Origin of the sequence: Bradyrhizobium denitrificans, assembly GCF_013179005.1 — a bacterium.
GTDB lineage: Bacteria > Pseudomonadota > Alphaproteobacteria > Rhizobiales > Xanthobacteraceae > Bradyrhizobium > Bradyrhizobium denitrificans.
Genome location: NZ_JABFDP010000045.1, coordinates 26,189 through 48,036, shown reverse-complemented (window position 1 = coordinate 48,036; position 21,848 = coordinate 26,189). Strand labels below are relative to the sequence as shown.

Annotated in this window: 23 protein-coding genes; 13 read left to right on the top strand and 10 right to left on the bottom strand. The window is 65.1% G+C overall.

Features of this window, described 5'->3' with window-relative positions; all coding sequences use genetic code 11:
* Positions 1–408: 408 nt before the first annotated feature.
* Positions 409–1,884, bottom strand: a complete 1,476-nt coding sequence (locus tag HL671_RS34735) for a sensor histidine kinase (RefSeq protein ID WP_012047090.1) — start codon at positions 1,882–1,884, stop codon at positions 409–411.
* A 455-nt stretch (positions 1,885–2,339) separates the two neighbouring features.
* On the opposite strand from HL671_RS34735, the gene rpmH reads away from it, so the two are divergent.
* The 10 genes from rpmH (at position 2,340) to dapE (ending at position 11,185) form a co-directional block, all read left to right on the top strand.
* Positions 2,340–2,474, top strand: coding sequence for a 50S ribosomal protein L34 (gene rpmH, locus HL671_RS34730; protein WP_006609582.1), 135 nt, complete (start codon positions 2,340–2,342; stop codon positions 2,472–2,474).
* Between the two features lie 31 nt (positions 2,475–2,505).
* Complete coding sequence (rnpA, locus tag HL671_RS34725; RefSeq protein WP_172242948.1) at positions 2,506–2,916, top strand: ribonuclease P protein component; 411 nt, start codon at positions 2,506–2,508, stop codon at positions 2,914–2,916.
* A 22-nt stretch (positions 2,917–2,938) separates the two neighbouring features.
* Complete coding sequence (gene yidC / locus HL671_RS34720) at positions 2,939–4,825, top strand: membrane protein insertase YidC (RefSeq protein WP_172242945.1); 1,887 nt, start codon at positions 2,939–2,941, stop codon at positions 4,823–4,825.
* Positions 4,826–4,928: 103 nt separating this feature from the next.
* Complete coding sequence (gene yihA / locus HL671_RS34715; protein ID WP_172242942.1) at positions 4,929–5,591, top strand: ribosome biogenesis GTP-binding protein YihA/YsxC; 663 nt, start codon at positions 4,929–4,931, stop codon at positions 5,589–5,591.
* Positions 5,588–5,959, top strand: a complete 372-nt coding sequence (locus HL671_RS34710; RefSeq protein ID WP_172242939.1) for a DUF423 domain-containing protein — start codon at positions 5,588–5,590, stop codon at positions 5,957–5,959. The genes yihA and HL671_RS34710 overlap by 4 nt, the downstream gene beginning before the upstream one ends.
* 72 nt (positions 5,960–6,031) lie before the next feature.
* Positions 6,032–6,928, top strand: coding sequence for an acetylglutamate kinase (gene argB / locus HL671_RS34705; RefSeq protein ID WP_012047096.1), 897 nt, complete (start codon positions 6,032–6,034; stop codon positions 6,926–6,928).
* An 86-nt stretch (positions 6,929–7,014) separates the two neighbouring features.
* Positions 7,015–8,079, top strand: a complete 1,065-nt coding sequence (locus tag HL671_RS34700) for a DUF1036 domain-containing protein (RefSeq protein WP_172242951.1) — start codon at positions 7,015–7,017, stop codon at positions 8,077–8,079.
* A gap of 220 nt (positions 8,080–8,299) precedes the next feature.
* On the top strand, positions 8,300–8,995 hold the full coding sequence (locus HL671_RS34695) for a pyrimidine 5'-nucleotidase (RefSeq protein WP_012047098.1): 696 nt from the start codon (positions 8,300–8,302) through the stop codon (positions 8,993–8,995).
* A 130-nt stretch (positions 8,996–9,125) separates the two neighbouring features.
* A complete protein-coding gene (dapD, locus tag HL671_RS34690) occupies positions 9,126–9,971 on the top strand; it encodes a 2,3,4,5-tetrahydropyridine-2,6-dicarboxylate N-succinyltransferase (protein WP_172242936.1) in 846 nt (281 codons plus the stop codon).
* Between the two features lie 59 nt (positions 9,972–10,030).
* The gene (dapE, locus tag HL671_RS34685) at positions 10,031–11,185 is read left to right on the top strand and encodes a succinyl-diaminopimelate desuccinylase (RefSeq protein WP_012047100.1); all 1,155 of its coding nucleotides are present in this window, start codon (positions 10,031–10,033) and stop codon (positions 11,183–11,185) included.
* Positions 11,186–11,204: 19 nt separating this feature from the next.
* On the opposite strand, the gene HL671_RS34680 is transcribed toward dapE, so the two are convergent.
* From HL671_RS34680 to def, 4 genes are all read right to left on the bottom strand, one after another.
* Positions 11,205–13,262 (bottom strand): methyl-accepting chemotaxis protein, encoded by a 2,058-nt coding sequence (locus tag HL671_RS34680; protein ID WP_172242933.1) that lies wholly within the window; start codon positions 13,260–13,262, stop codon positions 11,205–11,207.
* Positions 13,263–13,411: 149 nt separating this feature from the next.
* Positions 13,412–14,149 carry a tRNA pseudouridine(38-40) synthase TruA gene (gene truA, locus HL671_RS34675; protein ID WP_172242930.1) on the bottom strand — a complete coding sequence of 246 codons (738 nt, stop codon included), beginning with the start codon at positions 14,147–14,149 and terminating at the stop codon, positions 13,412–13,414.
* A gap of 116 nt (positions 14,150–14,265) precedes the next feature.
* Complete coding sequence (gene fmt / locus HL671_RS34670; RefSeq protein ID WP_012047103.1) at positions 14,266–15,201, bottom strand: methionyl-tRNA formyltransferase; 936 nt, start codon at positions 15,199–15,201, stop codon at positions 14,266–14,268.
* A 141-nt stretch (positions 15,202–15,342) separates the two neighbouring features.
* Positions 15,343–15,870 carry a peptide deformylase gene (gene def / locus HL671_RS34665; protein WP_012047104.1) on the bottom strand — a complete coding sequence of 176 codons (528 nt, stop codon included), beginning with the start codon at positions 15,868–15,870 and terminating at the stop codon, positions 15,343–15,345.
* Positions 15,871–16,039: 169 nt separating this feature from the next.
* On the opposite strand from def, the gene HL671_RS34660 reads away from it, so the two are divergent.
* From HL671_RS34660 to HL671_RS34650, 3 genes are all read left to right on the top strand, one after another.
* Complete coding sequence (locus HL671_RS34660; protein ID WP_172242927.1) at positions 16,040–17,272, top strand: DNA recombination protein RmuC; 1,233 nt, start codon at positions 16,040–16,042, stop codon at positions 17,270–17,272.
* A gap of 90 nt (positions 17,273–17,362) precedes the next feature.
* Positions 17,363–17,668 carry a GIY-YIG nuclease family protein gene (locus HL671_RS34655; RefSeq protein WP_172242924.1) on the top strand — a complete coding sequence of 102 codons (306 nt, stop codon included), beginning with the start codon at positions 17,363–17,365 and terminating at the stop codon, positions 17,666–17,668.
* A gap of 168 nt (positions 17,669–17,836) precedes the next feature.
* Positions 17,837–19,219, top strand: coding sequence for an AmpG family muropeptide MFS transporter (locus HL671_RS34650; protein ID WP_172242921.1), 1,383 nt, complete (start codon positions 17,837–17,839; stop codon positions 19,217–19,219).
* Between the two features lie 9 nt (positions 19,220–19,228).
* Here the strand turns inward: HL671_RS34650 and HL671_RS34645 are convergent, their stop codons facing one another.
* The 5 genes from HL671_RS34645 to HL671_RS34625 form a co-directional block, all read right to left on the bottom strand.
* On the bottom strand, positions 19,229–19,639 hold the full coding sequence (locus HL671_RS34645) for a DUF6915 family protein (protein WP_172242918.1): 411 nt from the start codon (positions 19,637–19,639) through the stop codon (positions 19,229–19,231).
* 8 nt (positions 19,640–19,647) lie between these two features.
* The gene (locus HL671_RS34640) at positions 19,648–20,343 is read right to left on the bottom strand and encodes a hypothetical protein (RefSeq protein ID WP_172242915.1); all 696 of its coding nucleotides are present in this window, start codon (positions 20,341–20,343) and stop codon (positions 19,648–19,650) included.
* A 100-nt stretch (positions 20,344–20,443) separates the two neighbouring features.
* Positions 20,444–20,869 carry a hypothetical protein gene (locus HL671_RS34635; RefSeq protein ID WP_012047110.1) on the bottom strand — a complete coding sequence of 142 codons (426 nt, stop codon included), beginning with the start codon at positions 20,867–20,869 and terminating at the stop codon, positions 20,444–20,446.
* A 20-nt stretch (positions 20,870–20,889) separates the two neighbouring features.
* Entirely contained in the window at positions 20,890–21,489 is a 600-nt protein-coding gene (gene recR / locus HL671_RS34630; protein WP_012047111.1) for a recombination mediator RecR, read from the bottom strand.
* A gap of 24 nt (positions 21,490–21,513) precedes the next feature.
* Positions 21,514–21,834, bottom strand: a complete 321-nt coding sequence (locus HL671_RS34625) for a YbaB/EbfC family nucleoid-associated protein (protein WP_012047112.1) — start codon at positions 21,832–21,834, stop codon at positions 21,514–21,516.
* Positions 21,835–21,848 lie beyond the last annotated feature (14 nt).

Genomic DNA, 21,848 nt, shown 5'->3' with positions numbered 1-21,848 from the left:
GCCCGGAACGATTCGAACGTCCGACCCTCAGATTCGTAGTCTGATGCTCTATCCAGCTGAGCTACGGGCGCGTTTTCGCGTCTGGCAGGCTCCGATCCGTGGCGGTCAGTCCATCACGGACGGATCCCAGAAGGCCGAAGCGGCAGAAAGCCGGCAGGCCTCGCGAAGGGCCCCTGACTAACGGCTCAGAGGCCGCTTGGCAAGGCTGACGGGGACATTTTACGACCATTTTTCTGCGGCCGCCGGTCGGCCGGAGTTCACGGTCCCGGAGCCCCGGAACGAATGCACACGCCATGATGCCCCAGAGACGGGTGGCTTGCGCGCCATCCCTGCAAAAAGGGGCGGAAACCAGCGGCCGGGCCGACGGACCGCCCCGTTGCCGCGCCCCGGCTCAATCATGGGCCTGGTTCAGGCGCTGGCGCGCTCGGTCCAGAACGTCTGCAGCTCCACCGGCCGATCGGGAATCGTGATCCGGAAGGTGGCCCCCAGCGTGCCTTCCACCAGCTGGATGTCGCCGTCATGGGCCCGCACCAGCTCGGCCGCGATCGCAAGGCCGAGCCCCGAACCGCCCGGCCGGCCAGCGCCGCGGAAGGCCTCGAACAGATGCTCGCGGACCTTGGCCGGAACACCCGGGCCGGTGTCGGAGACCTCCAGGATGGTCACGGAGCCTTCCCGACGACCGGTGATGCGGATCTGGCGGACGCCAACGTCACCGGAGAGGCTGTCCAAGGCCTGCGCTGCGTTGCGCACCAGGTTGAGCAGCACGCGGAACAATTGGTCCGGATCGGCATCGATCTTGAGCCCGCGCTCGATCGCGGCGACCCAGGTGATCGAGGCGTCCGGCGACAGCCCGGCCGTCTCGCGCACCTCTGCGACCACGGGCTCGACGGCGACCAGGCGCCGATCGGGCGCCGGCTCCTGCACCTTGCCGTAGGATAGTGTCGATTGGCAGAACGCGATCGCCCGCTCCAGCGAACGCATCAGCTTCGGCGCGAAGCGCTGCACCCGCGGGTCGGGCACGCTGGCAAGCTGATCCGACAGCAATTGCGAGGAGGCGAGCAGGTTGCGCAGATCGTGATTGATCTTCGAAACTGCGAGACCGAGCGCGGCGAGCCGGCTCTTCTGATGCAGCATGGACACGAGATCGCGCTGCATGTCTGCGAGCTCGCGCTCAGCAACACCGATCTCGTCGGAGCGCGAACTCGGCACGATGATGCGCGCAACGCTCTCGGGATTTTCGTGGAAGCCGACAAGGCTGGCTGTCAGGCGACGCATCGGCCGGACAAACAGGAAATGCAGGGCGAGATAGACCAATGCCGCGGTGAGAACGGCGAGCAACAATGACACGCCGAGCAGATTGCGGGAAAAACGATACATCGCCCGGCGCAGCGGCTTCTCGTCGGTGACGACCTCGATGAATTGCGCGCGCCCGGGCGCAGGCCCGATCACGCGCATGGTATGATCGCCGGTCTCAGTCATCATCTTCAGCGAGTTGACGATCGACGACCACACGGTCATGTCGCGCATGTCGAAATCATGATCGATCGACGCCGGCAGGTCGGCACTGGCAAGCAGGCGACGCTGCTGGCCCATCTTGATGGCGACGCCGCGGGCATTGATCGAGGTCAGGATCTGGCGCGCCAAGGAATCTGGAACCATACCGGAGGGGGCAGCATCGAGTACCAGCGCGGCGGTATTCGCGGCAGCCAGCCGATCGTTCAGGCGGTTGGTCCAGAAATTGGCGATGGCGGGCACATAGATCAGCACCTCCGCGATCATCACCAGCGGAATGGTTAACAGGAGCAACTTGCCGGACAAGCCGAGCCGGCGCGACCGTTTCGGCCGTAGACGCTCCAGGATCGGCTGGTTGTCGCTCTCTGACACGTGTCGTCCCTGTAAGAGGCACCCCCACCCTTACGTGACTGCAAGATGGGACTGCACCGGAGTCCGGTCAAATTACGGATCGCTCATGTTCCGGTCCGATCCATTCACAATGGAACCCGAAGCCATGCGATGTCCGATGAAGAAACCCCTTCGGGCGGGGGCTATTTTCGCGCATTTCCTGCGCTGTCGATATATCACTGAGCGGCGGCCTGCGCTTGCCCGGCACATTCTCGGGCAAATTCTAAAGACCTCGGAAACGCCTTGCCGCGATTGACGAAGGCAGGACGCTCCCTTATAAGCCGCGCCAACCGTCCGCGATGACCCGGCTCGCCCGGGGCGGCTCGATCTGAGGGCCGCCAGCGGCCCGCTTGGGCCAGGAAGCATCACCGGACATCCTCGACATTTCAAGCAGGCAAATTGTCAACTGGCAAATTGCCCGTCAGCGGAGAACGACCGTGAAGCGGACTTATCAACCGAGCAAACTGGTGCGCAAGCGCCGTCACGGCTTCCGCGCTCGCCTCGCCACCACCGGCGGTCGCAAGGTTCTTGCCGCCCGTCGTGCACGTGGCCGCAAGCGTCTGAGCGCCTGAAGCCAGGGCCTCCGTCCCGGAGATTTCCATTATGGATCGGCTGCGGCAGCGGGCGGACTTTCTCGCCGTTGCCGATGGCGCGCGGGCGAACAGCCCTGCGTTCGTGGTTCAGCGCCGTGAGCGCGCGGACCAGGGCCCGGTCCGAATCGGCTTTACCGTCACCAAGAAGAATGGCACCGCCACGGAGCGTAATCGCATCCGTCGGCGGCTGCGCGAGCTTGTGAAACGGCTCGATCCCCTGTCGATGCGGCCGCACAGCGATTATGTGCTGATCGGGCGCCGCGATGCGCTGTCGCGCGACTTCCAAACCATGCTCGACGACCTCCAGACGACCCTCCGCCGCCTCGACCGGCCGCAGGCCAAGCCGCAGCCGCGCAAACCGTCGGATGCGAACCGGCGCCATGCTCCCGCACCGGACGCGCATTCCCGCACACCGGATTGAACGACGAGACGATAAGAAAACGATGACCGACAATCGCAACACAATCCTCGCCGTCATTCTGTCCGGCCTCGTGCTGATCCTCTGGCAGGTCTTCTACAACGGACCGCAGATGGAGAAGCAGCGGGCGCAGGCCCAGATGCAGGCCGAGCTCGCCAAGAAGCAGGCGCCCGCGGTGCAGCCCGATGCCACGCCGTCTGCCACCCCCCAGCCCAATGCCGCGGCCTCAGGCAGCCCGAGCGCACCGGGCGGCGCGGCGACTACGGCCACCGGCGTGGTGGCGCGTGACGCCGCCATCGCCGCCACGCCCCGCGTCAAGATCGACACCCCACGGCTGAGCGGCAGCATTTCGCTCAAGGGCGCGCGCATCGACGACCTGGCGTTCGTGCAATATCGCGAGACGGTCGATCCGAAGTCGCCCGCGATCGTGCTGTTCTCGCCGTCCAACACCGCCGAGCCCTATTACGCCGAGTTCGGCTGGGTCGGCGCGCCCGGCGCCAAGGTCCAGGTGCCCGACCAGAACACGGTGTGGCAGCAGGACGGCACCAACGCCCTGACGCCGACGACCCCGGTCAAGCTGAGCACCACCAATGCCGACGGCCTGACCTTCAAGCGCACCATCTCGGTCGACGAGCACTATCTTTTCACCATCAAGGATGAGGTCACCAACGCCGGCAGCGCGCCCGTCACGCTGTATCCCTTCGGCCTGATCTCGCGCCACGGCACGCCGCACGTGTCGGGCTACTACATCCTGCATGAAGGCCTGATCGGCTATCTCGGCGAGAAGGGACTGCAGGAATACACCTACAAGAAGATGGACGACGACAAGGCGGCGAAGTTCGACGTCACCAATGGCTGGCTCGGCATCACCGACAAATATTGGGCGACGGCGCTGCTGCCGATGACGGATGCCCGCCTGACGGCGAACTATTCGTCGAAGCTGGTCGACAACCAGCATCGTTACCAGACCGACTATGTCGAGACCCCGCAGACCGTGCCGGCCGGCGGCGCGGCCAGCGTTTCTACCCGGCTGTTCGCCGGAGCCAAGGAAGCCGGCGTCGTCGGCATCAACTTCCCGATCGGCGGGCTCGGCGGCTACAATCAGCAGCTTGGGCTGAACCATTTCGATCTTCTGATCGACTGGGGCTGGTTCTACTTCCTGACCAAGCCGATGTTCCTGGCGCTCGACTTCTTCTTCCGCTTCTTCGGCAATTTCGGCATCTCGATCCTGCTGGTGACGGTGCTGGTGAAGCTCCTGTTCTTTCCGCTCGCCAACAAGTCCTACGCCTCGATGGCGAAGATGAAGGCGATCCAGCCGCAGCTGCAGGCGCTCAAGGAGCGCTATCCGGACGACCGGATGAAGCAGCAGCAGGAGATGATGGAGATCTACAAGAAGGAGAAGATCAACCCGGTCGCCGGCTGTCTCCCGGTCGTGCTGCAGATCCCGGTGTTCTTCTCGCTCTACAAGGTGCTGTTCGTCACCATCGAGATGCGGCATGCGCCGTTCTATGGCTGGATCAAGGACCTCTCGGCGCCCGATCCGACCAATCTGTTCACGCTGTTCGGCCTGATCCCGTTTGATCCGACCCAGCTGCCCCTGTTCGGCCACTACCTGGCGCTCGGCATCTGGCCGATCATCATGGGCATCACGATGTGGGTGCAGATGAAGCTGAACCCGGCGCCGCCGGATCCGACCCAGGCGATGATCTTCAACTGGATGCCGATCATCTTCACCTTCATGCTCGCGGGCTTCCCGGCCGGTCTGGTGATCTACTGGGCCTGGAACAACACGCTGTCGGTGCTGCAGCAGGGCTTCATCATGCGCCGCAATGGCGTCAAGGTGGAGCTGTTCGACAACATCCGCGGCACGTTTAAAAAAAAAAGTGGCGTGACGACGAGTAAGGCGGCTTGAGCCGCGGCCGTCATTGCGAGGAGCGCAGCGACGAAGCAATCCAGACTTCCCTTGTGACCCTGGATTGCTTCGCTTCGCTCGCAATGACGAGGCAAAAGCATTGATGACCACCAGCCACGACACCGACGAGCGCCTGATCGAGAAGGGCCGCAAGCTGTTCGCGCAGGCTTGGCGGTTCACCCATGCCTCGCCCTCGATCGCGAGCCTGCCGCCGATGTCCGGCCAGATCGAGATCGCCTTTGCCGGCCGCTCCAATGTCGGCAAGTCCAGCCTGATCAATGCGTTGACCGGCCAGAACGCGCTGGCACGGACGTCGCACACGCCGGGCCGCACGCAGGAGCTGATCTTCTTCGAGGGACCTGACTATGCGCCGCTGCGCCTGGTCGACATGCCCGGCTATGGCTACGCCGCCGCGGCCAAAACCAAGGTCGCGTCCTGGACCGAGTTGATCCACCAATTCCTGCTCGGCCGCGCCTCGCTTGCCCGCGTCTATGTGCTGATCGACGCCCGCCACGGCCTCAAGGAGGTCGATCAGGAGATCTTCAAGACGCTCGACCGGTCCGCGGTCAGCTATCAGCTGGTCCTGACCAAGGCCGACCAGGTCAAGCCGCCGGAGCTCGCCGCCCGCATCGCCGAGACCGAGGCCGCGCTGGCCAAGCATCCGGCGGCATTCCCGCAGGTGCTGGCGACGTCATCGCGCTCCGGAACGGGCATGCCGGAGCTGCGCGCCGCAATGGCGCGCCTGCTGGAGGAGCGCGGCGCATGACGCGGCTCTGGCGTCTCCTGATCGCACTGGCCGGGCTGATGGGTGCCACCGGCGTGGCGCTCGCGGCCAAGGCCGCGCATGATGCCGACGCATCCCGCCTCGCCACCGCCTCCATGATGCTGCTGTTCCACGCCTGCGCTCTGCTCGGCACCGTCGCGCTGGCCGAGCGCGGCGTCATTCATCGGCGCATCGGGCTGATCGCGGCCCTCGGTTTCGCGCTCGGGCCGGCGCTTTTCGCCGGCGACCTGTTGATGCGGCAGTTCGCCGGCGACCGGCTGTTTCCGTTTGCGGCGCCGATCGGCGGCAGCCTGCAAATTGCGAGCTGGATTGCGCTCGCGATCTGCGCGTTGTGGCCCCGGCGCGCCTGATCCGGCGCTTTGCGCAGCAGGCGGCAATCGGATAGAACGCGCGGCGACGCCCCGCTAGCCGAGATCCCCGACATGACCGACGCGACCACCATCAGCCCGCTCGATCAGGCCCGCATCCTGTCCGAGGCGCTCCCGCACATGCAGGAGTATGACGACGAGACCATCGTCATCAAATATGGCGGCCACGCCATGGGTGACGAGGACACCGCCAAGGCCTTCGCGCGCGACATCGTGCTGCTCGAGCAAACCGCGATCAACCCCGTGGTGGTGCATGGCGGCGGGCCGCAGATCGCGACCATGCTCAAACGCCTCGGCATCGTCTCCGAATTTGCCGCCGGTCTGCGCATCACCGACGCTGCGACGATCGAGATCGTCGAAATGGTGCTTGCCGGCTCGATCAACAAGCAGCTGGTCGGCTACATCAACGAAGCCGGCGGCAAGGCCGTCGGCCTCTGCGGCAAGGACGGCAACATGGTGCGCGCGGTCAAGGCCACACGCACCATGGTCGATCCGGACAGCCATATCGAGAAGGTGGTGGATCTCGGCTTCGTCGGCGAGCCCGACAAGGTCGACCTGACGCTGCTGAACCAGCTGATCGGCTACGAGCTGATCCCGATCCTTGCTCCGCTCGCGACCTCCAAGGAAGGTCAGACCTTCAATGTCAACGCCGACACCTTTGCCGGAGCGGTGGCCGGCGCGCTGAAGGCCAAGCGCCTGCTGCTGCTCACCGACGTGCCCGGCGTGCTCGACAAGTCGAAGAAGCTGATTCCGGAGCTGTCGGTAAAGGATGCGCGCAAGCTGATCGCCGACGGCACCATTTCCGGCGGCATGATCCCGAAGGTTGAGACCTGCATCTACGCGCTCGAGCAGGGGGTACAGGGCGTCGTGATTCTCGACGGCAAGGTGCAGCACGCGGTGCTGCTCGAGCTGTTCACCAACCAGGGCACGGGCACGCTGATCCACAAGTGATGGGCAAGGCCGTCGCAACCTTGGAGATCGTCATGCCCGGGCTCGACCCGGGCATTCATGACTTTCCCTCCGATGGAGACAAACGCGTGGATGGTCGGGTCAAGCCAGGCCATGACGTCGGGGAGATTCGTTGGCAAGCGAAACCCCTCCGGACTCGCGTTGCGCTCGCCCTGGCCGCCATCCTCCCTCTTCTCACCTTCACCACGCCCGCCCGCGCCGACCTCAAGCTCTGCAATCGCATGAGCTACGTCGTCGAGGCTGCGATCGGCATCGACGAGAAGGCGGCGACGGCGACGCGGGGATGGTTCAGGCTCGATCCGGCTACCTGCCGCGTGGTGCTGCAGGGCGCGATGACCGCGGAGCGTATCCTGCTCCACGCGCGCGCGCTCAGCCTCTATGGCGCATCGCCGATCGCCGCAAACGGCAATGACCAGCTCTGCGTTGCGACGACCGATAATTTCGTGATCGCTGCTGCGCGACAATGCCGTGCCGGGCAGACCCCGGCAGCGTTCACCCAGGTGACGCCGACAAAAAGCGATGACGGCAGCTTGACCGCCTATCTCGCCGAAAGCGCGGAATATGATGACGAGCAGGCCCGCCTCGCCGGCATCCAGCGTCTGCTCGGCATTGCCGGCTATGACGTGTCCCCGATCGACGGCGTCGACGGGCCGAAGACGCAAGCTGCACTCGCCGCGTTCCTGAAGAGTCGCGGGCTCTCGTCCGACATCGTCTCGCAGTCGACATTCTTCGCCACGATGGTCGACGCGGTTCAGACGCCCTCGCCCACCGGGCTTACTTGGTGCAACGACACGCCGCACAAGGTCATGGCGGCGGTCGCGACCGACGACGGCCGCACGGTGGTCAGCCGCGGCTGGTATCGCATCGACGCCGGCAAGTGCCTGCATCCCGACATTACCGGGCAGCCGAAGAAGGTCTACAGCTTCGCCGAGGCGGTCGATGACGAAAACCGCACCATCAAGCTGAAGAACAAGCCCCTGAACTGGGGCGGCCTCGTCCAGCTCTGCACCCGCGAGAACAAGTTCGAGACAACAGAGCAGGGCGACTGTCCGAGCCGCGGCTTCACCGCCACCGGCTTCACCGCGGTCGACATCACCCGCGGCGGCAAGACAATCAGATTCGCGCTGCCGTGATGATCATGTCGATCAGGCGCGCACTGCGGCCCCACACTCCGCTGTCATCCCCGCGAACGCCGGGATCCATAACCACCGGCCGTGGTGGAGGCGACCGGCATCAGCCATCCTGCCCCATGATAGATCACGCGGTATGGGTCCCGGGCTTCGCCGGGACGACGGCGGAATATGCCGCGCCAGCGGGGCATGATGAACCCAGGCATGATGGACCGAGGCAGACATGACGAAAGATCCCCGCAGCTTCGACCACGTCGACACCTGGGTGTTCGATCTCGACAACACGCTGTATCCGCACCACGTCAATCTCTGGCAGCAGGTCGACGCGCGAATCGGCGAGTTCGTGTCCAACTGGCTCAAGGTCGACGCGGACGAGGCGCGCCGCATCCAGAAGGACTACTACCGCCGCTACGGCACCACGATGCGCGGGATGATGACTGAGCATGGCGTGCATGCCGACGACTTCCTGGCCTATGTGCACAAGATCGACCACTCGCCGCTGGAGCCGAATCCGGACATGGGCGCGGCGATCGAGAAATTGCCCGGGCGCAAGCTGATCCTGACCAACGGTTCGGTCGATCATGTCGATGCGGTGCTGTCACGGCTCGGCATCGCCGGCCATTTCCACGGCGTGTTCGACATCATCGCCGCCGAGCTGACGCCAAAACCCGCGCGCGAGACCTATGACAAATTCCTCGAGCTGCACGCCGTCGATCCGACCCGTGCAGCCATGTTCGAGGACCTTGCCCGCAATCTCGTGGTCCCGCACGACCTCGGCATGACCACGGTGCTGGTGGTGCCCGACGGCACCAAGGAAGTGGTGCGCGAGGACTGGGAGCTGTCGGGTCGGGACGATCCGCATGTCGACCACGTCACGGATGACCTGACCGGATTCTTGCAGCGGCTGGTGGCTACATAGCCGACCGTCGTCCCGGACCAGCGGTGGGTGTGCCTTGACTCCCCTGCCCCAAACTCCGAAAAAGCCGCCTTGCCCTCCATACTCGTACACGTCCGTCCCGGTCGGCCCGGGACCAAGCGAGGATCGACCGATGTCATTTTCCGCCCTGGAATCCACCATCAACAGCGCCTTCGATGCCCGTGATGGCGTCTCGACCACGACCAAGGGCGAGATCCGCGACGCCGTGGAGAGTGCGCTGGAGCTGCTCGACAAGGGCGAGGCGCGCGTCGCCGAGCGCGGCACGGACGGCACATGGAGCGTCAACCAGTGGCTGAAGAAGGCCGTGCTGCTGTCCTTCCGCCTCAACGACATGAGCGTCATTCCGGGCGGCCCCGGCCAGGCGTCATGGTGGGACAAGGTGCCGTCGAAATTCGAAGGCTGGGGCGAGAACCGCTTCCGCGAGGCCGGCTTCCGCGCGGTGCCTGGCGCGATCGTGCGCCGCTCGGCCTTCATCGCCAAGAACGTCGTGCTGATGCCGTCTTTCGTCAATCTCGGCGCCTATGTCGACGAGGCCACCATGGTCGATACCTGGTCGACAGTCGGCTCCTGCGCCCAGATCGGCAAGCGCGTCCATATCTCCGGTGGTGTCGGCATTGGCGGCGTGCTGGAGCCGCTGCAGGCCGGCCCCGTGATCATCGAGGATGATTGCTTCATCGGTGCACGATCAGAGGTTGCGGAGGGCGTCGTCGTCCGGAAGGGCGCAGTGCTCGCGATGGGCGTCTTCCTGGGCGCCTCGACCAAGGTCATCGACCGCGAGACCGGCGAGACTTTCGTCGGCGAGGTGCCGGAATATGCCGTCGTGGTACCGGGCGCGCTGCCGGGTAAGCCGATGAAGAACGGCCAGATCGGCCCGTCCACCGCCTGCGCCGTCATCGTCAAGCGCGTCGACGAGCGCACCCGCTCCAAGACCTCGATCAACGAACTGCTGCGCGACTGATCGTCCTGGCCCGGGCGGCGCACTAGCCGCCGCCCGAAAGCCCGTGTTAAGCGGAGGGCATGACCGATGCCCTCACCATCACCCGCGATCTGATCCGCTGCCCCTCCGTGACCCCCGCCGATGCCGGGGCGCTCGGTGTGCTCGAAGCCCTGCTGAAACAGGCCGGCTTCACGACCCACCGCATCACCTTTTCGGAAGCAGGCACGGCCGACATCGACAATCTCTACGCTCGCATCGGCACCGAGGGTCCGCACATCACCTTCGCCGGCCATACCGACGTGGTCCCGCCCGGTGACGAAGCGGCCTGGAGCCTTCCGGCGTTCTCGGGCGAGGTGAGGGACGGCTATATCTACGGCCGCGGCGCGGTCGACATGAAGGGCGGCATCGCCTGCAGCGTCGCCGCCGCGCTGGATTATCTGCGCGATCACGACGGGCAGCCGAAAGGCTCGATCTCGTTCCTGATCACCGGCGACGAGGAGGACGTCTCGATCAACGGCACCATCAAGCTGTTACAATGGGCGGCCGAGCGCGGCGAAAAATTCGACCATTGCGTGCTCGGCGAGCCGTCGAACCAGGAGGTCATGGGCGACTGCATCAAGATCGGCCGCCGCGGCTCGCAGTCCGGCACGCTGATCGTCGAGGGCAGGCAGGGCCACGTCGCCTATCCGCACCGCGCCGAGAATCCGGTGCCCGACATCTCTCGCCTGATCGTCGCGCTGTCGGACGAACCGTTGGATCACGGCAGTGCGCAATTCCAGCCGTCGAACCTCGAATTCACCAGCGTCGATGTCGGAAACACGGCATCCAACGTCATCCCGGGCCTGGCGCGCGCGAAGTTCAACATCCGCTACAATGACTGTCACACGCAGGACTCGCTGCGGGCGCTGGTCGAGGAACGGCTGGCCAAGGCCTGCGGAAACCGCATCCGCGCCCATATCGACTGGCTGCCGTCGAACTCCAAAGTGTTCCTGACCAAGCCGGGGCCGTTCACCGACCTCGCCGTCGCCGCCATCGAGAGCGTGACCGGACGCAAGCCGGAGCTCTCCACGACCGGCGGCACCTCGGATGCGCGCTTCATTGCGAGCTATTGCCCGGTCATCGAATTCGGCCTGGTCGGGCAGACCATGCACCAGATCGACGAGCGCGCCTCCGTGGCGGATATCGCCACCCTGACGAAGATCTATCGCGGCATTCTCGATCGCTATTTCGCCTGAGCGGCACCCCTGACAGAGGTCAGGCTGCCTTCACCTCGGCCAAGAACTGATCGACCTCGCGGCGCAGGTCCGTGGCCTGCCCGGCCAGGCTCGCCGCGGAGTCGAGCAGCGATCGCGCCGATCCACGGGTATCCGCAGCCGCAGCGCTTACCAGCGCAATCGATGACGAGACGTCGTTGGTGCCGCTGGCCGTCTGCTGCACGCTGCGGGCAATCTCCCGCGTCGTGGCGCTCTGCTCGGCTACCGCGCTTGCCACCGCGCCCGTGACACCACTGATCGTATTGACGACAGCCGCGATCTTTTCGATCGCGGCAACGGTGCTGCCCGTCTCGTTCTGGATCGCGGCGATCTGACTCTCAATCTCCTCGGTCGCCTTGCTGGTCTGCGATGCCAGGCTCTTCACCTCGGAGGCAACCACGGCAAAGCCCTTGCCGGCCTCGCCAGCGCGTGCCGATTCGATCGTGGCGTTGAGCGCGAGCAGATTGGTCTGCGAAGCGATGGCGCGGATCAGCTGCACGACGTCGCCGATGCGCGTTGCGCTGCCGGCAAGCGTGCGCACCTTGTCGGTGGTGTCGAGCGCCTGACTGGTCGCATTCGACGATTCCGACGCCGCTTCCGCAATCTGCCGGGTAATCTCCTTCATCGAATGATCCAGCTCCTCCGAGGCTGCGGCCACGGTATTGACGCCGGCCGTTGCCTGCGCTGCCGCATCGGTCACTGCGGTGGCACGGGAGGCGGTGGCGCTGGCGGAGCCGTCCAGGGCTTCGGCTGACTGCTTCAGGCCGCTGGCGGCATCGCTGAGGCGGCCGCAGAGCGTATCGATGACCTCGCCGAACCGGCCGGTGAGCGCCTCGATCTTCTGCCGGCGCGCGTCGCGACGGGCTTCGGCATCGGCGCCCTGAAGCGCGAGCCGATCAGCCTCGGCAGACTTCTCCTGGAGCACGCCGATGGCGTTGGCGAGCGTGCCGACCTCGTCCGTCCGGTCGCGATAGGCGATCGTCACGTCGCGCTCACCGCTGGCGATGCGTCCGATCAGCTCGGTCAGATAAGACAGCGGCTTGATCACCCGGCCATTGAACCAGACGGTGCCGAGCGCGGCAGCCGCCACGTTGATCAGCAGCAGGGCCAGCGCGAGCACGAAGCGCGTCTGCGACTCGGCGATGGCGAGATCGCCCTGACGGAGCGCCTCGGCAATCGCCGCATCGCGCAGCGGCAGGATCGTGTCGAGGATCGGGAACATCGAGCGCAGAAACTGATCGGGATCGAGCTCGAGGACCTTGCCGCGGTTCGGCGCGACCTGGGACGCATAGAACTCGCCGCCACGCGCCCAATAGCCGCTTTCCACCTGCGACAAGGCTGCGAAGATCGGTTTCTGATCGATCTCCGCAGCCGCGAGCTTGGCCGCCGACCAGATCCGCTCGATCCGTCCCTTGAACATGGCCAGAGCCTCGGCCGGCTCACCGGACATCGGCTGCTTGGTCGCGATCATGCGGATGAAGGTCGTGGTGGCGCGACCAGCCCAATCGCGCATGTCCCACCCGATCACGGCGAGCCTGGCCGACTGGCCGACCGCGGGGTTTGCCGAATTGATCCGGCGGACGATGCCTTCGACATGGCTGCCGGTCGTCTCCTGAATCGCGAACATCTGCGGCACGTAATCGCGGACAATGACTTCGGATCGCGCGGCCTTCGGCTGCGTGACGGCATCGAGCGCGGAACTGCGCAACGCGCGCAGCTTCTGCTGGATCGAATCCAGCGCGGCGGAGTCTTCGCTCAACTGCACGAGGCTTCGCGCCTTGGCGAACGCTTCATCCGAGCCCTGGAGGATCTTCTGCAGCGAAGCGAGCTCGTCGGCGGTCGCCGGATTGGGCGAGGCCAACCGCGGATTGACCATAGCACGCTCGAGATTCAACTTCTCCGGCAGCCGCAGCATGGCAGCCAGCAGCTGCGCATCACGTCCTGCTGTCCTCGCAGCTTGCAGGGAGGCCAGCTGCTGCCAGGCAAACAGCGCGGTGGCGAGCAGGCCGATGACGGCCCCGAGCAACAGAGAAAGCAGGAAGACTTGGCGAATGCGCACGACGGACCTCGCTGAACAGCAACTCAAGGCCCGGATAACAGCCAGGATTTCAATTTGGAGTTAAGAAACCATGCATTGCGACGCAAAACAGCAACTAATTAGGATAGTCATTCGCAACTAACAGCACCAAGGTTCCACTTGGGACTGCTTCAATAATCCACCTTGACCAGGTACAGCCCTTCCGGGGGCGCCACGACACCGCAGGCGGCGCGGTTGCGCGCGGCCAGCGCGGCGGCGAGATCATCGGCGCTCCAGCGGCCCTGCCCGACCCACACCAGCGATCCCACCATCGAGCGCACCTGGCTGTGCAAATAGGAGCGAGCCGAGGTCACGATGGTCACCGCGTCTCCGTCCCTGACGACATCGAGCTGATCGAGCGTCTTCTCGGGCGATTTCGCCTGACATTCTGTGTCACGGAACGTGGTGAAGTCGTGCCTGCCGATCAGCCTCTGTGCAGCGGCATGCATCGCATCGGAATCAAGCCGCTGCGGCACACGCCAGACACGCCCGACCTCGAGCGCGAGATTGGAGCGCCGATTGACGATCCGATAGCGATAGTGCCGCTTACGGGCCGAGAAGCGTGCCTCGAACGTATCGGAAACGATCTCGGCCTCAAGCACCGCGACCGGGTTCGGCCGCAGATGCGCGTTGAGCGCATCGCGCAATTTGTCGGGCCGGAAGTCCTTGGCAATGTCGCAATGCGCGACCTGGCCGGTGGCGTGGACGCCGGCATCCGTGCGGCCTGACCCGTGCACGCGGGTCGGCACGCCACAGGTCGCCTGCACCGCCGCCTCCAGCGCGCCCTGCACCGACGGTAGCGTCTCCTGCAGCTGCCAGCCGCAGAATGGCGTGCCGTCATATTCGATAGTGAGCTTGTAGCGGGGCATCGCCTGGATCGAGTTTTGCTGTCGTTGCCGGGCTTGACCCGGCAATCCATCCAACAAGGACGTTTGTTTGCGAGATGGATGCGCGGGTCAAGCCCGCGCATGACGCGTTGGGGACGTCAACCGAAGCGCAGGCCCGGAGCGACGCGGGTGCCGCGCAGGAAATCCGCGGCCTTCATCGGGCCCTTGCCGGCGCGCTGCAGCTCGGTGACACGGACGGCGCCGTCGGCGCAGGCGATGGTGAGCTGCTCGTTGATCACAGCGCCCGGTTCGCCCCTGCCATCGGCCAGCGCGCAGCGCAGGATCTTCAAGCGCACGGCTTCACCGTCGAGCGTGACCTCACTCCACGCCCCCGGAAATGGCGACAGGCCGTGGATGTGGCGCAATACCGCGTTGGCAGGCTTGCTCCAGTCGATCCGCGCCTCGGCCTTCTCGATCTTGGCTGCGTAGGTGACGCCCGCATCGGCTTGCTTCGTCAGCGTGAGCCCGCCGCGCTCCAGCGCAGCCATGGCGCGCACCATCAGGTCGGCGCCGATCCGCGCCAGCTGGTCGTGCAGGTCGGACGCGGTCATCGCATCGGTGATCGGCAGGCGCTCGGCCATCGCGACGTCGCCGGTGTCGAGCCCGACATCCATCTTCATCACCATGACCCCGGTTTCGGCGTCACCAGCCATGATGGCGCGGTTGATCGGCGCGGCGCCGCGCCAGCGCGGCAGCAGCGAGGCATGGAGGTTGTAGCAGCCGAGCTTGGGCGCATCGAGAATCGCCTGAGGCAGGATCATGCCATAGGCCACGACCACAGCTGCATCGGCCTGATGGGCGCGAAACGCGGTCAGGGCCTCCTCGGTCTTCAGCGTCTTCGGCGTGACCACGGGAATTCCGAGCCTTCGCGCCTCGGTCTCGATCGGCGTCGGCACCAGGGCCAGGCCGCGACGGCCGCCGGGCTTCGGCGCGCGCGTATACACAGCCGCGATCTCGTGGCCGTGGCCGGCGAGCTCAAGCAGGGTGGGCACGGCGAAATCCGGCGTGCCCATGAAGATCAGGCGAAGGGGCATCGGGTGGAAGATCCTGCATTGCCGAATCCTCCGCGTCACGGCCGGGCTTGTCCCGGCCATCCACGTCTGAACGCCAACGCGAGAGGCAAGACGTGGATGCCCGGGTCAAGCCCGGGCATGACGGAGGACAGAGTTCGTCGATCACTCGCCCGCGCGTTTGGCGGCCTTGGTGAACTTCTTCAGAACGCGGTCACGCTTGAGCTTCGACAGATAGTCGATGAACAGCACGCCGTTGAGATGGTCGATCTCGTGCTGGATGCAGGTGGCGTAGAGTCCCTCGGCATCCTCCTCGCGCAGCACGCCGTCGAGATCGGTGAAGCGGACGCGGACCCGCGCCGGCCGCTCGACCTCCTCGTAATATTCGGGGATCGACAGGCAGCCTTCCTCATAGATCGAGAGCTCGTCGGACTTGGCGATGATCTCGGGATTGATGAAGACCCGCGGCTCACGCTTGGTCTCGCCACCGGCATCCGGCTTGGCCAGATCCATGGTGATGACGCGCAGCGGCTGCGCAACCTGGATGGCCGCGAGCCCGATACCGGGGGCGTCGTACATCGTCTGGAACATGTCGTCGACCAACTGCCGGATCTCCGGCGTGACCTTCTCGACAGGCTTGGAGACCAGCCGCAACTGCTTGTCCGGCAGGATGATGATTTCTCGTAGGGACATGGCGCGCGATTTAAGCCCCGGAACAGGCCCGGTCAATGTGACGGTGCGTGGTTAAGACATCGCTAACCATGAAATTCAACGCCTCGCTAACCATAAATCTTAAGCCGATCTTAACCATGAATGTTCTCTCTTCGTTCGCAGGCTTATGCGAATCGGATAGACGGGGGTGATGACCACCAGCCAATCGCTCAATCCTGTCATCGTGATGATCGGCGACCTTCCGCTGCGCGCCAGTGACGCGCTGATCGGATTTGGCGTGCTGGTGCTGCTGCTGCTCGTGATGATCGTGGCAGCCGTCGCCCGGTCCAGCCGCCGCGGCGGCGAGTTTGCCGCACAGCAGGCGATTCGCACCGACGAGCTCGAACAGCGGTTCAGCGAGATGATCCGGGTCCAGAGCGAAGCGTCCGGCCGGGTCGATGCCATGGCGCAACTGCTCGCCGGCCGGCAGGTGGACCTGGCCCGCAGCGTCAACGAGCGCCTTGATGCCGTCACCCATCGCGTCGGCCAGTCGATGGAGCAGAGCACACGCCACACCATGGATTCCTTGCGCGTGCTGCATGAGCGGCTGGGCATCATCGACAATGCCCATCGCGACCTCAGCGAGCTGACCACGCAGGTGTCCACATTGCGCGACGTGCTCGCCAACAAGCAGTCGCGCGGCGCCTTCGGCCAGGCGCGCATGGAGGCGATCGTGCAGGACGGGCTGCCCAAGGGCAGCTACGCCTTCCAATACACGCTCGCCAGCGGCAAGCGGCCGGACTGCGTCGTGTTCCTGCCCGATGCGCGCCCGCTGTGCATCGACGCCAAGTTTCCATTGGAAGCCGTCACGGCGCTGCATGATGCAGAGACGGAGGAGGAGAAGCGCGCCGCCGCCCAGCGCCTGCGCAGCGACGTGCTGCGGCATGTCAACGACATTGCCGAGAAGTATCTCGTCGTCGGCGAGACGCAGGATACGGCGCTGATGTTCGTGCCCTCAGAGTCGGTTTATGCCGAGATCCATGACGGCTTCGACGACGTCATCCAGAAGGCCTATCGCGCCCGCGTGGTGCTGGTGTCGCCGTCACTGCTGATGCTGGCGATCCAGGTGATGCAGCAGATCATGAAGGATGCGCGCATCCGCGATGCCGCCGACCAGATCCGCAACGAGGTGATCCATCTCGGCGACGATCTCGGCCGCCTGCGCGAGCGCGTGCTCAAGCTGCAAAAGCATTTTGGCGATGTCGGCGAGGATATCCGCCAGATCCTGATCTCCGCCGACAAGATCGAGAAGCGCGCCGCCCGCATCGAGGAGCTGGATTTCAGCAAGCAGGATGCACCGGTGGAATCGCCGCGGATTGCGCCTGCTGTCGGGACGACGCCGGACCTGTTTCCGCTGGCAGGGCGCATACAGGCGGGAGAGTGACCGAAGTCTCTGTGTTGTCCGAGACAGCCATCCAGGCAAGACGGTCGTCGCCTGGCTTGACCGGGCGCTCCAATATTCCAGAGACGTCCGATGGGCACGCGTTCCTACTACGTGGACATCCTGGCAAGCCGCATTGGCGGTACGCTCTACATCGGCGTGACCAACGATCTGATCCGCCGGGTGGCACAGCACAAGGCAAAGCTGATCGAGAGCTTCACTGAGAAATACGACGTCGTGCGCCTTGTCTACTTCGAGCAGTTCGACGATGCAGCAAATGCCATTCTACGTGAAAAGCGGCTCAAGAAATGGAATCGAACCTGGAAGATCCGGCTGATCGAAGAGAACAACCCAAACTGGAATGATCTCTATCCCGGGATCGCTGGAGGTTCATTCTAAGACCGTCATGCCCGCGCAGGCGGGCATCCAGTACGCCGAGACGGCCGTGAGACCCGAGAAGCCGGTGGCTACTGGATCGTCCACTTTCGCGGACGATGACGACTTAAACATGGCTCCAGCGGAGCAAAACAGCATACGGCATTTCCCCAAATCTGCTACGACCTGCTCATGACCGCACCCGACGCGACATCCGACCTTACGGCAGCCGCCGCAAAGCCCGACACCAAGCCCGCCCCCACCTGGCGCGAGAGCATGGCGGTCTATTTGCAGCCGCGTGTTCTCGTCGTGCTCTTCCTCGGCTTTTCCTCGGGCCTGCCGCTGGCGTTGTCCGGCTCGACGCTGCAGATCTGGATGCGCGAGCTCGGCGTCGATCTCGGCACGATCGGACTGTTCGCCCTTGTCGGCACGCCCTACACGCTGAAATTCCTATGGGCGCCGCTGGTGGACGCGCTGCACGTGCCGCTGCTGACGCGCGTGTTCGGCCGTCGACGCGGCTGGCTGGTGTTCGCGCAACTGCTGTTGATCGGCGCCATCCTGCTGCTGGCACTGACGGACCCGGCGCGCGCGCCGTTCATGGTGGCGCTGGCCGCCGTGCTGGTGGCCGCGATGTCGTCGACCCAGGACATCGTGGTCGATGCCTTCCGCGTCGAGAGCCTGCCGGAGAGCGAGCAGGCAGCTGGCATGGCGGCCTATGTGGCGGCCTACCGCATCGGCATGCTGGTCTCGACCGCTGGCGCGCTTGTGGTGGTCAGTGCCTTTGAAACCAGCGGGCTGCCGCGGCCGGCGTCCTGGATGTGGGGCTATGTCGTGATGGCCGCGCTCATTCTGATCGGCACGATCACGGCGCTGGCCGCGACCGAGCCGGCGCAGTCGAAGCTGGCGGAAGCGGAAATGGGCGCGGACACCGCGCTCACCCGCGTGATGCATGCGGCCGCCGGCGCCTTCGTGGAGTTCCTCGGCCGGCGCGATGCGCTCGCGGCGCTTGCCTTCGTCGTGCTGTTCAAGTTCACGGACGCCTTTTCCGGCACGATGACCGCGCCGTTCGTGATCGATCTCGGCTTCAGCAAGGTCGACTACGCCGCGATCGTGAAGGGCGTCGGCCTTGCCGCGACTCTCGCCGGCGGCTTTGCCGGCGGCTTCGTCGCCCGCCGCTATGCGCTCGCGACAAGTCTCTGGATCGGCGGCGTGGTGCAGGCGTTGGCCAATCTGTCGTTCTCATGGCTCGCGATCGTCGGCGTCAATCAATGGGCGCTGGCGCTGGCGATCTCCGCGGAAAACTTCACCAGCGCGATCGGCACCGTGATCTTCGTCGCCTATCTCTCGGCGCTCTGCAAGAACCCGCTGCACACCGCGACTCAATATGCGCTGCTCACCGCGCTCGCCGCCGTCGGGCGCACCTATCTGTCATCGGGTGCAGGCTATGTGGCGAAGGCCACAGGATGGCCGCTGTTCTTCGTGATCTGCGTGCTGGTCGCGATCCCGAGCCTCGTGCTGCTTGCCTGGCTGCAGCGCCGGGGGCATTTCGCGGCGCTGGGCCCGGCCAAGGTCTGAGCGCGGCAGTCACCCCTCCGGCGAAGCGGCATCATCCTGCGGCGGCTGCTGAACACTGGACGTGCCGGCAGACTGCCGCTCGTCGGTCTGCGGACGGAATGGCGTTCGGCCCATCCAGGGTTGGACCTCAAGGTGCTGCAGCCAATCCTTGACGGTCGGAATCCAGCCCAGATCATCCTTGACGTGCTGCTCTCCGATCGTCCTGACGGGAACGACTTTGCCGACGCTGTTGGTCAGGGTCGCACCAAAGATCGCCTCGCACAGGAAGATCCCTTCGCTGTGGTGACGCAGGGCGCGGTGGCGGACGTCAGCGAGATGCGCCTTGCTCTCGTCGAACCAGTCGTGGATCGCCTGATAGTCGGCCGGCTCGCCACCGAACAGGCGGGCGGAACGAACCGCATGGTGATAGGGATGCGCCATGGCCGCCTCTACCCGGCGATCGTGATGTTCTTCACGACCGGATCGGCATTGCCGTCATCGATGATGGTGCACGCTTCGAGATCCACCCAAAACGCGCCATACATGCAATATTCGCCGGTGCCGAAACCTCTGCCGAGCAGCAGCATGGCCCACTCCTCGACCAATTGATCGGAAACGACGTCGCGCAACTCAGCGAGCTTCTGGTGCTTGAAAATTGCCGCGGATTGAGAGCGGGCTTCGATCGCGGGCAGCTGATCATGGACGCCCATCGCGAGAAGCCGCGCGGCCAGCGCATCGAGGTCGAGACGATCCCCGCTTTCGCTCTCGTAGTGATCGAGCCAGGAAAATCCTTCGTCGTTGCCGCCATCGTAGCGACAATACGCCCGCTTGGCGCCGGCAGCCCGCAGCGGCGGCACGAGCGTCGCGAACAGCAGCTGCCGCCGCCGCTCGTGGTCCCGGATCACCCGGCTTTGCGGCGTCCGCCGTCCGAGCAGACGATCGAGAATGCTCCGCCTTTGCGGCTCGACTGCCCCAGGAGATGCGGTGCTCTCGCTGGCAGGCGGCTGCAGTGAAAACCGGACCGGCTCCTGCGGCCCGCCATATTCGGGAGCAGGCAAATAAACAAAATCGCTGACGCGCGGATCCGGTGCATCGGATCCATCCTCCGGCCATTCGATGTCAGATTGATCGTGGATGAACGGCATCGTCCTCTCTCCTCGGCGGCTCGGCCCGGCAGACTTGGCGGTCAATGCGAGGAGAGGCACTCATCGCGTAAAAACGATGGCCGAGCGAGGATCGCGCAGATCACCGCTTCACCAGGCTCCACTTCGTGACGACCGCTTCGCTCATCTGACCCGCGTCCTGGGCACAGGCGATCTCGTCGACCTTCACGGCGATCTGCTTGCCGAGCAGGCCCTTGAGCTGCGAGGCCTGCGCATTGTTGGCGGTGACGAGCTGGAACGTCTCGGGGCCGGTCTCGAGATTGCACAGCCCGCTCGGCGGCGGCAGGCGGCGCGGCTCGCTGGTGATCTGATACGCAGCGGACGGCTGCCCGGGCTTGGCACTCTTGATCTTCAGCGCGTTCAGCTCACCGGACAGGACGTCGCCGGCATTGAGTGGCCTGCCGGCCTTCTGCGGCACTTCACCCTGCTGCGCCAGCACGGACGGCGCCGAGAGCGCCACCAGAATCGCGCCCAAAGCCAGCCGTTTGCCGAATCCGCGTTTCGTCATCATTCCACTTCCGTCTGTGCTTAGAACAGGGTGCGCTGCCGCATCGCGGCCGAGAGCGTGCCTTCGTCGAGATAATCGAGCTCGCCGCCGACCGGCACGCCATGCGCCAGTCGCGTGACCTTGACGTTCGCCTCCTGCAGGAGGTCGGTGATGTAGTGCGCGGTGGTCTGGCCATCGACCGTCGCGTTCAGTGCGAGGATGATCTCGGACACCTCCGGCGCATGCGCGCGCTGCACCAGCGCGTCGATGGTGAGATCCTGCGGGCCGACACCGTCGAGCGGCGACAAAGTGCCGCCGAGCACGTGATAGCGGCCGTTGCTTGCCTTCGCACGCTCCAGCGCCCAGAGATCGGCGACATCAGCGACGACCACGATCATCGCGGGATCACGCCGCGGGTCGGTGCACACCGTGCACGGACTTTGGGTGTCGATGTTGCCGCAGGTCTTGCAGACCTGGATGCGCTCGATCGCGACCTGCATCGCCGAGGCGAGCGGCACCATCAGCGCCTCGCGCTTCTTGATCAGATGCAGCGCGGCACGCCGTGCCGAGCGCGGCCCGAGCCCGGGCAGGCGCGCAAGCAGCTGGATCAGACGCTCGATTTCAGGACCGGCGACGGCCATCAGTTCACGACGATCATGAACGGACTAACCGAAGCCGAAGCCCGGCGGTAGGCCGAGCTTGCCGGTGATGGCCTGCATCTTTTCCTGCATCGCCGCTTCCGCCTTGCGGCGCGCATCGCCATGCGCGGTGACCAGGAGATCCTCCAGGATCTCGGCCTCGTCGGGCTTCAAGAGCGACGGATCAATCTTGATGCCCTTCACTTCCATCTTGGCGGTCATACGCACGGCGACCAGGCCACCACCGGAGATGCCCTCGACCTCCAGGCTGCCGAGTTCCTCCTGCATCGCCTGCATCTTCGATTGCAGCTGCGCCGCCTGTTTCATCATGCCGAGAAAGTCAGCCATCGGAGCACCTCGTT

Bases quoted from the DNA above. Each gene is read 5' to 3' on its own strand.
- rnpA (WP_172242948.1), top strand. From the start codon at position 2,506: ATGGATCGGCTGCGGCAGCGGGCGGACTTTCTCGCCGTTGCCGATGGC.
- yidC (WP_172242945.1), top strand. From the start codon at position 2,939: ATGACCGACAATCGCAACACAATCCTCGCCGTCATTCTGTCCGGCCTC.
- yihA (WP_172242942.1), top strand. From the start codon at position 4,929: ATGACCACCAGCCACGACACCGACGAGCGCCTGATCGAGAAGGGCCGC.
- HL671_RS34710 (WP_172242939.1), top strand. From the start codon at position 5,588: ATGACGCGGCTCTGGCGTCTCCTGATCGCACTGGCCGGGCTGATGGGT.
- argB (WP_012047096.1), top strand. From the start codon at position 6,032: ATGACCGACGCGACCACCATCAGCCCGCTCGATCAGGCCCGCATCCTG.
- HL671_RS34695 (WP_012047098.1), top strand. From the start codon at position 8,300: ATGACGAAAGATCCCCGCAGCTTCGACCACGTCGACACCTGGGTGTTC.
- dapD (WP_172242936.1), top strand. From the start codon at position 9,126: ATGTCATTTTCCGCCCTGGAATCCACCATCAACAGCGCCTTCGATGCC.
- dapE (WP_012047100.1), top strand. From the start codon at position 10,031: ATGACCGATGCCCTCACCATCACCCGCGATCTGATCCGCTGCCCCTCC.
- truA (WP_172242930.1), bottom strand. From the start codon at position 14,149: ATGCCCCGCTACAAGCTCACTATCGAATATGACGGCACGCCATTCTGC.
- fmt (WP_012047103.1), bottom strand. From the start codon at position 15,201: ATGCCCCTTCGCCTGATCTTCATGGGCACGCCGGATTTCGCCGTGCCC.
- def (WP_012047104.1), bottom strand. From the start codon at position 15,870: ATGTCCCTACGAGAAATCATCATCCTGCCGGACAAGCAGTTGCGGCTG.
- HL671_RS34660 (WP_172242927.1), top strand. From the start codon at position 16,040: ATGACCACCAGCCAATCGCTCAATCCTGTCATCGTGATGATCGGCGAC.
- HL671_RS34655 (WP_172242924.1), top strand. From the start codon at position 17,363: ATGGGCACGCGTTCCTACTACGTGGACATCCTGGCAAGCCGCATTGGC.
- HL671_RS34650 (WP_172242921.1), top strand. From the start codon at position 17,837: ATGACCGCACCCGACGCGACATCCGACCTTACGGCAGCCGCCGCAAAG.
- HL671_RS34645 (WP_172242918.1), bottom strand. From the start codon at position 19,639: ATGGCGCATCCCTATCACCATGCGGTTCGTTCCGCCCGCCTGTTCGGT.
- HL671_RS34640 (WP_172242915.1), bottom strand. From the start codon at position 20,343: ATGCCGTTCATCCACGATCAATCTGACATCGAATGGCCGGAGGATGGA.
- HL671_RS34635 (WP_012047110.1), bottom strand. From the start codon at position 20,869: ATGACGAAACGCGGATTCGGCAAACGGCTGGCTTTGGGCGCGATTCTG.
- recR (WP_012047111.1), bottom strand. From the start codon at position 21,489: ATGGCCGTCGCCGGTCCTGAAATCGAGCGTCTGATCCAGCTGCTTGCG.
- HL671_RS34625 (WP_012047112.1), bottom strand. From the start codon at position 21,834: ATGGCTGACTTTCTCGGCATGATGAAACAGGCGGCGCAGCTGCAATCG.